The sequence below is a fragment of the Alkalibacillus silvisoli genome, from assembly GCF_039521975.1.
Taxonomy (GTDB): domain Bacteria; phylum Bacillota; class Bacilli; order Bacillales; family Alkalibacillaceae; genus Alkalibacillus; species Alkalibacillus silvisoli.
On record NZ_BAAACZ010000018.1, the window covers coordinates 159,263 to 173,054 of the forward strand.

Below are 13,792 nucleotides of genomic sequence, written 5' to 3' on the forward strand. Positions count from 1 at the left end.
GGTGTGGTTATTAATATAGTATTGTAGAAAAAAACAGCAAATAGTCGAATTATTTTTGATTTTGTTGTATATTGCAATGTATAGAGTGTGTTCAACATAAGATGATTGCTGGGGTGTTGTAAAAATGAGCATAAAAGTAAAATTTATTGCGCCGTACAGTTCAATGGTTCCCTTAATAGAAGAGTGTCGAGAAGAAGCGGAAGGGTTAGAGCTTTCAATTGAAGTCGGTAATATGGAAGAAGGGGCTTTGATTGGTTGCCGTGCTGAGCAAGAAGGCTACGATGTCATTATTAGTCGAGCAGGAACAGCGCTTTTGTTACGGCACATGACTGATATTCCTGTAATTGATGTTTCTATGTCTGGTTATGATTTGTTGCGAGTTTTAACTATGGCTAAGGACTTTAAAGGGAATAAAGCATTAGTTGGTTACCCAACCATGACAATGGGGGCACAGGCTGTTATTGATATATTAGATTTATCAGTTGATTTATATACGATTAATTCCGTTGATGAAATAGAGTCAACAGTCAGTGAGTTAAGAAGCTTAGGTTATCAAATCATTATCGGGGATGTTGGTACGGTTGGAGCGGCTTTGCGCCATGGTCTTGAAAGCTTTCTTATTCAATCAGGTCGTGAAACCATTTTAGATGCGATAGAACTTGCTAAAGCTCAGTATAATTTTTATGAATGGAACTTTACAAAGATTAGCTTGTTAACTGAAATCATTCGTCATAAATATGATGATTTTATGGTTGTCAATCCACAAGGTGAAGTGTTACTAGATGTATGGGGTTCTTTTGATCGTTGTCCTTTAGAACATGATGAAATTGTACAGCATATTAAAGAGATTAACATCACAAGTGGTGTTAGCTGGCGTTACTATATTAAAGGTAGGCAACAAATTGATATTAAAACAGAGACTTTAGAACATGTTGGAAACGCTTATTATTTGTTAAGTTTCAAGCGTAATGATGAGTTGTTAAACCAACTGTCTTGGGTTAATACGGTATATTTGAAGCAAAGGCCTACTGTTGTAGCTGATAGTGAGGCAATGAATGCGGTCATGCGAGTCATTCATAGTGGGCTTGAATCACATCAGTTGTTTTTCTTAGTAGGTGAAGCAGGTGCTGGAAGAGGGGTATTAGCACACTACATGCATGATTTAAGTCAATCTGGACGTGCGTTACTAGAAGTCGATTTAAACCGTTGTCAATATGAATATTTAGATGAATTATTAGCACCTCATGTTGGAACCATTTATTTACGCCATGCCTCACAGTTAGCTCATGACAGGTTTGATATATTAGGTCGGTTTTTAAAGAAAGCCTTAGAGTCTAATAAGAAAGTCATCGTTTCTGTTAATGAATCATTGCTACACCTATTTAGTTCTCAGTTATCTTATCAGGCACTGGAAATATTCGTCCCACCATTAAGGAGTAGGCATGAAGACATTAAAGGATTAGTGACATTATTTGCCGCTCACTACCATCAAAACTTAGGTACTAGTGTAATTAAGGTACAAAGCGATGTGGCTACTGAACTAGCTAAACATGAGTGGCCTGGTCATGTACGAGAATTGAGGTCATTTATCCAAACCGTTGTCTTAGCCATAAAGGGTTATGTCTTAAAGACTGAGCATGTGAGAAAGCATCTTCAAGAGAAGTATGAATCGCGTTCGAACTCTGTCTATCAATTAGAAGGAACACTTGAAGATATCGAGATTCAAGTTATACAGTCTGTTTTAGAAGAGGAGAATTATAACCAGTCGAAAGCAGCGAAACGATTAGGGATTAATCGATCTACTTTATGGAGAAAGTTAAAGAAAGCATAAGCTTAATTGTTATAAAATGGATTAACCTTAGAACTTAAGACCTGTTTCAATAGTAGTTATTTAGTAGTAGAATTTACTTATGTAGTAAATTGTCGAAGAATATCAAATTTTAATATAAGTTATTCAGAATTATAGTTAGGAGGCTCGTATGTGAGTCATCATAATCAGGATCATTATGTCTTAAGCCCTGAAGAGTTTGTAGAGGGCTATCAATATATAACAGAGTATATTTGTGATGGTGTGCCACTTAAAGATGTTTTAGAGAAGGCACTTAAGTTTTTTGAAAAACGATTTGAGTCTACTAAAGGCACTATTTTATTATTAGATGAGACTGGAAGCCATTTTACCGGTGGTGTCACACACAGTTTACCAAAAGAATTATGTGATTATTATACGGGGATTGAGCTGTATGATGGAATGGGAACGTGTGGTACAGCGGTTTCGCGTCAAGAAATGGTGATTACATCAAATATTAAGGATGATGAGAAGTGGGATCAGTTTAGGCATGCGGTGAATGACCTCGGTTTAAAGTCTTGTTGGTCAATCCCAATTTATACACCTGAAACTAACCAAATCGCAGGTGTATTTGCGATGTATTCTAAACATATTAAAGAACCAGAAGAAGATGAATTGGAGACTGTTCGATCATTCAAAGAATTGATCAGCTTAATAATTTCAAATTATAATAAAACGAATAACCAAAGTCATGTTAGTTTAAATGATGCATATAAAGATCTGGGTAAAGTGGAATGGCCAGTAACATTATCAGATCGTGAAAAGTATATGTTCATGATTAGAAGAGGGATTGAAGAAGGGCAGATTCGACCTCACTATCAGCCAATCATGAATGGTGATGGAGAAGTCTACGGTTTTGAAGTGCTCGTACGTTGGCCACACCCTGAACAAGGAACGATTCCACCTAATAAGTTTATCCCTTTTGCAGAAGAAGAAGGGTTTGTAGATGAAATTGATCGTTATGTGTGTGAGTACGCTTGTCATGAAATGAAACAATTGATGGATCAATTAGGACAGAAATTTATATTAACCGTTAATGTTTCAGCAAAACACATCACAAAAGGTCACTATATTAAAGAGTTGAAAGAAACGTTAGAGAAGACATCTTTCCCACCAGAGCTTTTAGCGATTGAAGTGACAGAAACATCATTAGTCGTTAATTTAAAGGAAGCAGCATATGTCATTAATGACGTACGTAATTTGGGAGCTCAAGTATGGATTGATGATTTTGGTACGGTTTATTCCTCCTTAAATTATTTAAGACATTTACCTTTAGATGTCATTAAGTTAGATGGCTCTTTCATTAGAAACATTCAAGATAATAAAGTCGACCGTACAATTTGCAGTACTATTATCCAGTTAGCACATGAATTGAATTTAAAAGTAGTAGCAGAAGGAATTGAAGAGGGATGTCAGCTTAAGGAGTTAAAACAATTGAACTGCGAACTCTTCCAAGGGTATCATTTCCATAAACCGTTGGGAATCGAAGAACTTAGACACTATATTAAGGGTGTGAAAGTGTTAAATAGAGAAGATTTAGCATGAACATTAGTTTTAATTGAAAATCCGAACGATCATATTGAACTCGCTTAAGATTTTTACGTTTCGATATCGCTACATCAAAAGTCTTGAGCGCTGATAAAACTCCCGAACGTCGATAAAATGATCCACCCGCATAACGGCTCATCTAACGCAAGGTATTAGAAGTTCATAGCTTAAGCAGCACTTCATCCACCTTGTTTTAGGCTATAAGGATATTTTAGAATATTTATATTATTTTGAAGTGACTGTGTTAAGATTGAGTTAGAAATAGAAGTTGATCTAGGGGGAGTAAGATGGGTTTCAATCGTGAGGTAACCATTAATGCGCCAATTGAACAAGTATTTCAAGTCATAACGCGATATGAATATGCAGTCAAAAAACTTAACCATGTTTTAGACATAAAAATTGAAAATGAAGCTTTGCAAGTAGGAGACCATATTATTGAAACGAGAAGTGTTAGTGGACAAAACATTCAAAATGCATGGGAAGTTATTCAATGCGAATCAAATAAACGTTTCGTTGTAAAGAGTGAACAAAACAAGCTCTTCTTGACTTATGATTATACATTTTCAGAGGTGGACCAAGGAACTATGGTTTCTTTTACAGGGAATATTAAAACATCTGGAGTGAGAAATTTAATTTATAAACCTTTGATTAAAAGGATTATCATTAAAGAAGATGGGGAACATTTAAATTATGTGAAATCATATATTGAGGAATTGAAGGATTTAAATGAGGAGGCTTAATATTGGCAAAATTGTCAGATGCTGATGTTCAAAGTGCTTTAGAAGGTTTACTAGAGTGGGAGTTAGAAAAGGGTCGAATTTTAAAGCGTGATTTTAAATTTGATGACTATTTAGTCGGTGTCGATTTTGTAAGGCAAGTTGCGAATCAAGCTGAGTCTAAAGACCACCACCCTTATATTGTCATTGATTATAAAACAGTGACAGTAAAATGGACTTCTTGGGATGAAGGTGGCTTAACAGAGAAAGATACGACGTTAGCGAAATATTGTGATGAATTATATGATGTTAAGTAACAGTTGAGCACCTAGTTGGTTAATCCCAAACTAGGTGCTCATTTTTAACTTACAGCTTGTGATTCATCTAATTGTGTTTGATTATTTCGACGTCTTCTACGCTTCTTACCTGCCTTAGCCCTTTTGAAAGTGAAAAGTTTGTATACAGCTGGGATTAATATAAGAGTGATCAACGTTGAGAATAGTAAACCTGCAATAATAACAGTTGCCATCGGTGCCTGGTAATTACCGCCAGCGCCAGTTGCTAGAGCTAGTGGTAACATTCCACCGACAGTTGTTAAACTCGTCATAAAGATTGGTCGAATACGGTTTTTACCAGCTTCAACGAGTGCTGTTTCAACTGAATAATTGGAACGACGTAATTGATTTGTTCTGTCGATGAATAAAATAGCGTTGTTAAGGACGATTCCAATTAACATAACAATACCCATGGCAGATAATACACTTAGTTCCTGTTGTGTGATAAATAATCCAAGTATGACTCCGACAATTGTCATCGGAATAACAGACATAATAATCAACGGGTGGAACAAGTGGTTAAACTGAACAGCCATAACTAAGTAAACAAGGAAAATTGAGATCCCGATAATAATCAGCATTTCTTGCATGAGCTCCTGTTGTTGCTCTAAATCCCCTGCGACTGACAGACTGTAACCATCAGGTGCGTTGTAATCATCAATTAAACTTTGGACATCACGATTGATTGAACCTAAGTCTCTACCTTCGGTGTCAGCAGTGATCGAAGCAAACCGATCACCATCTATGCGTGAGATCTGATTAGGGACCTCGACTTGGTTGAGTTCAATAAAGTTCGATAGGTCCTCATTACCATCTAGAGTTGTTATGGCTAAATCAAGGAAGTCTGATTGGGTCGTTGTTGTATCACTCCACCTAACGCTAATTGGTATATCACTATTATTAATAGACATTTCGCCGACATTCATATGCATGAAAGATTGTTCTATAAATTGTTTAACTTGATTGACTGTTAAACCTGCATCTAGAACAGCATCCTCATCTATATCTATAACTTCTTCAACTGAAGTTCTATCAATTGAACTCCTAGCATCAACTATTCCGTCAATTCCTTCTAATTCATCGATGAAATCTTCTGAGATAGTTAACAGTTGATCGAATTCGTCTCCTTCGAGGTTAATTTGTACGGGTTGAACGCCCCCGCCACCGGTCATCGCATCTTGCACACTATTAATAGGCTGTGAATCAGATAATTCTCTTAATGTCGTGAAGATCTCTTCATTGACTTCATCTTGCTCTCTAGTAATCTCGTCATCTTTCGTCATATTAATCATAAGGAAATAGATGCCACTGTATTCCATAAGATAGTTAGATTCGACATCTTGAATGGAACTTAGAGAATCATTAAGTTCTTGGGCTAATTCATCTTGTTCTTCCTCAGATAAACCTGGTTCAACATCAATCATAATTTCAGCGTAACGGTCTAGCATGTCAGGCATTATGGCCATTGGAACGCGAGTAACTAAAAATAATGACCCCACAAACATTAATATAAAAATAGCTATTACCGCTAAGCTGTTTCGTTTTCTTTTAACAATTTTAGTAATGATATTTCCATAGTTTCGTAAGATTAATCCATCTTGTTTATTTTTCTGTGAATCTTTAACGTTTAAAAAGCGTTCTGCCAGTGTTGGAATCAAAGTAAATGAAACGACGACAGAGCTAATTAAAGTAGCGGCCACAACAAAAGATAGGATGATCATGAATTGACCCACGTCTCCACCAAGCAATCCGATTGGTAAGAATACTACAATCGTCGTTAACATGGAGGCAATGACAGCTGTAGCTACTTCTTTGATTCCTTTCATGACAGCCTCAAGTTTTTCAAAGCCTTGCTCTTTTTTACGGTAAATGGATTCTAGTATGACAATAGAAGAATCGATCATCATCCCAACCCCTAAACCTAGAGCAATTAATGTTAACATGTTGAAACTATAGTCAAATAGCCACATCGCCGTAAACGTTAATAATATTGAAGTTGGAATGGTTAACCCGATTATGAATGTTGCTCTAATATTTCGTAAGAACAGTAATAATACGGCTAGCGCTAAAGCACCACCTATTAATATATTTTGTGTCACACCGTCCAATGAATTTTCTACATAATCGGCTTGTGCAACTAATTCGTTAACTTCAAAGCCGTCGACTAAACCTTCTTGATGGACGTTTTCTATTTCAGACCGTACGGCGCTTGCCATCTCAATTTGGGTCACATTAGGTACACGCCCAATTTGAATGAAAATAAAGTCCTTAGCACCATCTTTCCAAACGTAGGAAGTGTTTTGAGATGGTTGAACTGAAATATTTGCTAGTTCATCTAAGGAAACATAACCATTTTGAGATGGGATTTGAAGGTTTTCTACTTCTTGGGCTGACTCCAATTGTGTATCCCAGCGTAATGTAGGAGAGTCATCATCATCTTTTAACTCACCTAACACAGATTCATCATTAGTCGTGTTAATAATATTGATGATTTGATCAATCTCAACTCCGTGTTCGTTTACGTCTTCACGATTAAACTCAATAACTAATTCTTGTTCGAATAATCCATCTAGTGAAATGTTGTTAACTTCTGGTAAGCGATCTAAGCGAGGTTCTAAAATCTCGGTTGCAAAGGTGGACAATTCTGCTAAATCATCCCCAGAAATATCTAGGAAAAATTCGTAGTCTTGATCAGTGCTCATACGAAAAGCGAAAACATCTTGTATATTATGGTTTTCTAAAGCTGACTCATGAGCAATTGATTCAATCTCGTTGTATATGTCGTCTCCATCACTACCCTCAAATGCTACTTGAATAGTAGTTTGCCCGACATTGGTTGTCGAATAAGTACCATCAACTCCATCAATCCCTTGTAGTTGTGATTCAAGGGTATTGGTAATTGAGTTCTCTACCTCAGATGCAGGCATATCACCTGCCATTACTTCAACAATTGCACCATTCATATCAATCGTTGGTAATAACTCTCTGTCTAATTTAGTAACAGCGTAGCTACCAACCATAACTATAAACGCTACAAGTAAACCAACTAAAATCTTCCGTTGAATAATAAATTTCAACCAGTCCATAGACATACATCCCCTTACATAAAATGTTTCAAACCAACAATTTCCATTATAAATGAAGAGGATTTTTTTACAAGACTGTGGAGGAGTATTTTATCTCAGACTTGAGACGGGGATTAAAAAAAGAGTTATAACATCAATTGAAGCTACAACTCTTCTTTAGAATTCTTTTTACAAGTAGTTTAATAAATAGCCAATCAACACCCCTATTACACCAAAGGTTAGGGCATATCCAATATTCCAAAATGTTAGTTGATACGGGTTACGCTTAAAGTATTGGTTTAGCATTGTAATGGGCACATTAAATGTCCCAGTCATGTCATTAACGACAACAGAGACAATCATAACGATTGAAATACTTAAAGGGTTGATCGTATCTAAAAACGGTGCAACAAATAACCCTTGTAAACTTAATGTAACGAGTGGATGGAAGCCGAAAAAGGCTAAGATCATAGAGCTTAACAGTATAAACTTAAATAATAATAAAGGCTGGTATTCCAACCAAGATAAGCTTTCTAGAATAGGTTCAAATACCCCTGTATCACTCACGATTTCATTGAAGAATCCAACGGGGAGTAATAGCATCATGAAATTTTGCATCGTCCAAAGCTGTGTGCCCCATACTTCCCGGTTATAACGAATGAAAGTTCTAAGCTTCCCAGTAGCCAATGCCCAAGCGAGTGTGTATGGAATAATGACTAGCACAATAGCATCAAAAAACTCTAAGTCAAATACAAGGTGTGTCGTTGTTGCGGTGATCATGAATAGGATGAGAAACACGACTAAATAGACAACCTTTTGAATCGTTTCTTTACTGAGTTTGTTTGTTTGACTATCAGTAGAGAGTGGTAAGTTTCGATAACGAGAATAGTTGATTGTTAAGTCTATTAAAACCATAATAATTGAAAAGCCAAGTAAAATCGGAAGTAAATGCAAATAATAAGCACCTGTAATGGCTACAACAAGTGCTATATAAACTTCGATTGGACTCCACACATTAGCAGCAGCAAACGGTCTTAGAATTGAACGTGTGGCAAACTGGTGTGTAAGCTTTTCATTGAATTGACTCGTCCGTTCTTTAATGAATTGATAGGACAAGGGAATCATCGATAAAAAGATAAACAATGTTAAAGCATAGCTCGTTAAGTATGATTTGGCGTAAAACTTCCCAAGGTGTGGCGTGTTTGATTGCAATATTTGATATAACGATTGATCAAAACGACCAACAATCATGTAATGGTTAATAAACGGAATAATATATAATAATGAGATTAGTAGGCCCATAGATGTAAAATAAGGTGCTATATTACTGAATGGGACTTCATAGACTATGAACATAATGCTTGAAAAAAAAGTAAAAATTAGACCAATCACTTGATAAGTTTTGCTAGCTCCATAGATTGAGATCAGTAAAGCTATGATTCCAATCGCCCCTTGAGTATATGTCACGACATTACTGTCAGCAAATAGGTTAATCATATATAACGCGACAAATGATGAATATATGTAGAATTTAATAGATTGCATAATTTCATCTCACCTTTTGTAAGTCTTTATACATTGTAACAAACTAAGTGAGTTAATAAGTGGTTATTGATATTAATGCACCTAAAAAAAAGGCCCAACATTAAAAAACCTCAGCTAGTATTTAATCTAACTGAGGCTTCTTTTATTCTTGATAAAGTAATTCAAATTGTTCGCAAACAACTGGTAAGTCATCTTCAAATGGTTCGTTAATGGTTTTTAACTCCTCAGTAAAAAATCGCACATGAGCTTCATGCCAGTATTCATAACTTTTATCCCCTTCACCTTCTTTGTAAGCAAAGTCTTCAGGAACTGCTCTAAATGGGATAATATCAATATCTGTTGTACGTGTAATGGCTTCTGGATTTCCGTTCCAATCAGTTATCACATTAAATTCGCCTTCTGTTGGTAGTGGCTCATCTTCAACTTCATACATTCTAAATAACGAGCAAGTGGCTGTCTTATCGCCTGATTTCACTAAATCAAGTAGTTCGCGAGCTAGTTTTTCATCACTACCAAATGCCCAGGTTGTATAAGGTGTATTTTCATTGGCTAAATGCGGGTTGTTTTGAACAAACTTGTCCCAAAAGGCTTTCACTAAATCTTCATTCATAATAATACCTCCGTGGTCTTCATGTATGTTACGTTATTTAATAGCATAGCATGATTTTAGCATATTAACAGGATTTTTCATTGTGAGGGAGGAAAAATAAATTGAATTATAGTAAAACGCTATTAAGGTTATCGGCTCTCTTTGCAGCGGTTGGAGCTTTTATTGGCTCACACATGGCAGGTGCTGGTGGTTATGAATTTCAAACGGTACACGCGCACATTTTACTTGTTGGCTGGTTGACTTTATTTGCTTGGTCAATCTTTTATAAAGTATACGACCCTGCCCCGTCACTACTTACAGCATCACACGTATGGACAGGTGTTATTGGTGCGTTTGGTTTAACGATTGGAATGTGGTTATATTATGTCCGCCCATTTGCTTTACCCGATCCATTTGTGACAGTGTTCTTTATCCTTGGGGGGACAATTTTATTAATCAGCTTTTTCTTATTCGTTATTGTAACGTTTCGTAAAGTTGATTAAGTGTTTAGGACCTGCTTAAAATAGCAGGTCTTTAATATATGGCTAGTACGTTTGATTGATTTTTTGCCCGACTAAAACCTCTAAATCAATCGTAACTTGATCGACGAAATGGATAGCTTCCAACTCAGCATCTTGAGTTAAGGGTGTCATATGAATTAAATCGTGAAATTGCTCTTCTGAAAGTGACACATAGTCCGTAATGTTTTCGCGCTGTTTTAGTTGAAAGGCCTCTTCAAAGCGTTTAATCGTCTGTTCATTTGAGTAATCGATCTGTTCTGTACCTTCAAATATTTGTTCGCGAATCTCTTTTAAGTAATTTGCACCTGGTACGACTTTAATAATAATTCCATCATCCTTGATTAACCTCTTAAACTCATCGTAATTAGACGGAGATAAAATGTTCAAAATGAAGTTAAAAGCTTGGTCTTTAAACGGGGTGTTGGCTATATCAGCGACAATCCATTGCCCTTGCTCATCCCCTTTAGCGGCTGTTTGAATCCCTTCTTTCGCTAAATCAATACCGATCCCCATACTATAATTGACACGCTCTAAAAGAGATGACAAATGTGAACCTTCTCCGCAACCAGCATCGAGAATATAATGAGTACTTTGATTTTTTAAAATCATCTCAAGTTGGTTGAGCAATTTATGATAAAACCCACTCTTTATTAAACGTTGTCTTGCTTGAAATAAAGACTGATCATATTGACTTTTCTTTCCTTGTTGGACCATATTTAAATACCCTTGTTTAGCAAGGTCATACATGTGGTTGTTTGAACAAGTTAATTGTGTTTCGTCCTTTAATGACATGCTTTTATGACAAATAGGGCATTTAAATATCTGGATATGCTCATCAATCCGGTTAGCTGCAAGTTGTTTTTTGCTTAACTTTTTCAATTCTTTCACTCCAATAATTCCTACTTCACTAAGAATAACGTGAATAAGTAAAAAAGTCACTTGTACTATATGTTTGTTTTACCTTTTGTATCAGCACTTGAACATATATAATGTTAATTAAACCAATTATCGTGTTAAAGACTATTACTCTCTTAAAACTTGGAAGGAGCTTGAATATGACGAGTCAAATTAAGCAACAAGTTGAGGCGTTTTACGACCGATTAATTTATGAGTATGACTATAGTCTTAGTCATTCAGGTATTGATGGGAAGCGTGTGGCAGAGCGTTTAACCGCTATAGCAGAAATCGGAATGACAGAAGAGGGTGGTTGTCGGCGCATTTCGTTCTCACAAGAGGAAAAAGAAGCTAAGGACCTTGTGAAACAGTGGATGGAAGAAGATGGTCTTGAGGTAACTGTTGATGGTGCTGGTAACGTTTTTGGTCGAATAGAAGGTCAAGTAGAAGGGCCATCGATCATATCAGGTTCTCATTTAGATAGTGTAATGTATGGTGGACATTTTGATGGTCCATTAGGTGTTGTTAGTGCTTTAGAAGTGGCATCTGCCTGGAAAGATTCAGCTGAAATACCGTCTACTCCTTTTGAAGTGGTTGTGTTTACTGATGAAGAGGGCGCACGCTTTAATGGTGGGCTGCTAGGTAGTCAATCAGTAGCAGGTGAATTAGAAATCGAGGAAGAGAAAAAACGTGTGGACTTTAATGGGACACCTTTTGAAGAAGTAATAGCTAATGTCGGGTTAACACCAAAAGGTTTTAAAGAGGCCAAGCGTGACTTATCTCAAGTTAAAGCATTTGTAGAAGTGCACATCGAACAAGGTAAACAGCTGGAAAAACGAAACTTACCGGTTGGTGTTGTAACAGGGATTGCAGGGCCAACATGGCTTAAAGTGACGTTTACCGGAGTTGCAGGGCATGCAGGGAATACGCCGATGAATGATCGTATAGATGCGCTAGTTGCAGCGGGAGATTTTGTAATGAAGGTGAAAGAACTGCCACCACAAGTAAGTAATACAGGTGTTGCTACAATTGGGAAGCTAGAAGTTGACCCGAATGGTGTTAATGTTATTCCTGGTGAAGTGACATTAATAGTTGATATTCGAGATATTAAAGAGGAATGGAAAGATGAGATTGCTAAGTTAGTTATAGAATCTGCACACTCAGTTAGTAAACAACATGGTACAACAGTTGCGATTGAGGAGAGTATGAATGTTCCACCTGTTCAAGTACCTGAGAAGATGCAAAAGCAAGCTTTAGAAGCGGTTCAAGAAACTCTTGGCTTAGAACCGTTTTCTTTACCGAGTGGGGCAGGTCATGATGCGATGATTTTAGGTCGATATGTACCTATGGCGATGTTGTTTACACAAAGTTTAGACGGTGTTAGCCATAACCCAAAAGAATGGTCTTCTTTAAATGATTGTGTTCAAACGATTCATGTTTTAAAACGTTTTGTAGAAAAAATTGGAGAAGAATAGAATTAGGTAGGAGCAATCGCTATTCCTTAAAGGGATCTTCATTATTTTGTAAAAGTCTATGAGTTAACGAATATCTTTTAATCTGTTAAAATATATATTTGTGCAAACTATAATTTAAGAGCAGTTCGCGAAATCCTGCTTAATCAAAACTAAGGAGAGATGATGATTATGTCAGAGAATTATTATTTACCAAGGTCTGGGCCAATGCCAAGACCAGAAAATGTTAATGAGGGTCGTGCAATCCTTAAGGACGAAGCATTTGAAGCGCCGAATGTACAGACTATTACGTTTAAGGCGTTAGAATTTACAGCTGTTTGTCCGAAGACTGGTCAACCTGATTTTGGTCAAGTTGAGATCACATATACACCGAATGAAAAGTGTATTGAGTCTAAATCACTTAAGTTCTACTTATGGTCTTATCGTGACGAGGGGGCTTATTGCGAATCGTTAGCGGCACAAATTGCTGATGACTTCATCTATGCAATTGATCCTTTAAGTGTAGAAGTGACCGTTTATCAGTCTGCACGTGGTGGAATTGAATTGACGACGAAAGCAGTGCGTAACCGGGATGAGTAAAGATCAAAAGTTAATTTTTTTGAATGTCATCTTTGCGACATCACTTGTTATTGCTAATGTGTTAGCTGGGAAGCTAGTGGCTTTTAGTGAAAACTTTGTTGTGCCAGCTGCTGTTGTTGTTTATGCAGTAACGTTTTTAATTACAGATATCGTACATGAGGAGTATGGCAAGAAGCAGGCAAAACAAACGATTCTTTTTGGCTTTTGCGCACAAATTTTCGCAAGTATTATGATTTACTTAGGGTACCTGTTACCAGTTGCCCCGTTTGCACAAGAGTCGCAATCAGCTTATGAGACACTTTTAGGCCAAAATGCACGCTTCGTATTAGCTTCTGCAGCAGCATATTTAACGTCACAATACATTGATGTGTTTGTTTTTTCAACAATTAAAAAGATGACCAAAAATCGACTGAAGTGGTTAAGAAATAACTTAAGCACAGCAACATCGCAGTTTTTTGACACGTCGATTTTTATTACGATCGCCTTTATAGGCACTGTGCCAAATATTTGGGTGATGATTTTAAGTCAATATGTTATTAAATTAACTATAGCCGCAATCGATACACCATTATTTTATTTATTTACGAGAAAACACCGAAGAGAACAAACACAACAAGTAGAAGAAGAAAAGCAACCTGCCTAGTAACATGCTAGGTGGGTTTTTATTAGAGCGAATTTCTTA

At 36.6% G+C, this 13,792-nt stretch carries 12 protein-coding genes; 8 read left to right on the forward strand and 4 right to left on the reverse strand.

The window, feature by feature from the left end; translation table 11 throughout:
- Positions 1-124 precede the first annotated feature (124 nt).
- From ABDZ63_RS11610 to ABDZ63_RS11625, 4 genes are all read left to right on the forward strand, one after another.
- Entirely contained in the window at positions 125-1,831 is a 1,707-nt protein-coding gene (locus tag ABDZ63_RS11610; RefSeq protein WP_343783688.1) for a PrpR N-terminal domain-containing protein, read from the forward strand.
- Between the two features lie 150 nt (positions 1,832-1,981).
- On the forward strand, positions 1,982-3,391 hold the full coding sequence (locus ABDZ63_RS11615) for a sensor domain-containing phosphodiesterase (protein ID WP_343783689.1): 1,410 nt from the start codon (positions 1,982-1,984) through the stop codon (positions 3,389-3,391).
- Between the two features lie 290 nt (positions 3,392-3,681).
- On the forward strand, positions 3,682-4,134 hold the full coding sequence (locus ABDZ63_RS11620) for an SRPBCC domain-containing protein (protein ID WP_343783690.1): 453 nt from the start codon (positions 3,682-3,684) through the stop codon (positions 4,132-4,134).
- A gap of 2 nt (positions 4,135-4,136) precedes the next feature.
- On the forward strand, positions 4,137-4,427 hold the full coding sequence (locus tag ABDZ63_RS11625; protein ID WP_343783691.1) for a 4a-hydroxytetrahydrobiopterin dehydratase: 291 nt from the start codon (positions 4,137-4,139) through the stop codon (positions 4,425-4,427).
- Between the two features lie 44 nt (positions 4,428-4,471).
- Here the strand turns inward: ABDZ63_RS11625 and ABDZ63_RS11630 are convergent, their stop codons facing one another.
- The 3 genes from ABDZ63_RS11630 to ABDZ63_RS11640 all read right to left on the reverse strand — a co-directional run bounded on the left by ABDZ63_RS11630 (position 4,472) and on the right by ABDZ63_RS11640 (position 9,665).
- Complete coding sequence (locus ABDZ63_RS11630) at positions 4,472-7,531, reverse strand: efflux RND transporter permease subunit (protein ID WP_343783692.1); 3,060 nt, start codon at positions 7,529-7,531, stop codon at positions 4,472-4,474.
- A gap of 168 nt (positions 7,532-7,699) precedes the next feature.
- Positions 7,700-9,055 carry a hypothetical protein gene (locus tag ABDZ63_RS11635; RefSeq protein ID WP_343783693.1) on the reverse strand — a complete coding sequence of 452 codons (1,356 nt, stop codon included), beginning with the start codon at positions 9,053-9,055 and terminating at the stop codon, positions 7,700-7,702.
- A 142-nt stretch (positions 9,056-9,197) separates the two neighbouring features.
- The gene (locus ABDZ63_RS11640) at positions 9,198-9,665 is read right to left on the reverse strand and encodes an ASCH domain-containing protein (RefSeq protein ID WP_343783694.1); all 468 of its coding nucleotides are present in this window, start codon (positions 9,663-9,665) and stop codon (positions 9,198-9,200) included.
- 101 nt (positions 9,666-9,766) lie between these two features.
- On the opposite strand from ABDZ63_RS11640, the gene ABDZ63_RS11645 reads away from it, so the two are divergent.
- Complete coding sequence (locus ABDZ63_RS11645) at positions 9,767-10,147, forward strand: hypothetical protein (RefSeq protein ID WP_343783695.1); 381 nt, start codon at positions 9,767-9,769, stop codon at positions 10,145-10,147.
- A 42-nt stretch (positions 10,148-10,189) separates the two neighbouring features.
- Here the strand turns inward: ABDZ63_RS11645 and ABDZ63_RS11650 are convergent, their stop codons facing one another.
- Positions 10,190-11,104 carry a putative RNA methyltransferase gene (locus tag ABDZ63_RS11650; RefSeq protein ID WP_343783696.1) on the reverse strand — a complete coding sequence of 305 codons (915 nt, stop codon included), beginning with the start codon at positions 11,102-11,104 and terminating at the stop codon, positions 10,190-10,192.
- A 116-nt stretch (positions 11,105-11,220) separates the two neighbouring features.
- Here ABDZ63_RS11650 and ABDZ63_RS11655 point away from each other — a divergent pair, with 116 nt between their 5' ends.
- The 3 genes from ABDZ63_RS11655 (at position 11,221) to ABDZ63_RS11665 (ending at position 13,753) form a co-directional block, all read left to right on the forward strand.
- Positions 11,221-12,534: a M20 family metallo-hydrolase gene (locus tag ABDZ63_RS11655; protein WP_343783697.1), complete on the forward strand. Its 1,314-nt coding sequence runs from the start codon at positions 11,221-11,223 to the stop codon at positions 12,532-12,534.
- 168 nt (positions 12,535-12,702) lie between these two features.
- Positions 12,703-13,110, forward strand: coding sequence for a preQ(1) synthase (queF, locus tag ABDZ63_RS11660; RefSeq protein ID WP_343783698.1), 408 nt, complete (start codon positions 12,703-12,705; stop codon positions 13,108-13,110).
- Positions 13,103-13,753, forward strand: coding sequence for a queuosine precursor transporter (locus tag ABDZ63_RS11665; RefSeq protein WP_343783699.1), 651 nt, complete (start codon positions 13,103-13,105; stop codon positions 13,751-13,753). The genes queF and ABDZ63_RS11665 overlap by 8 nt, the downstream gene beginning before the upstream one ends.
- Positions 13,754-13,792 lie beyond the last annotated feature (39 nt).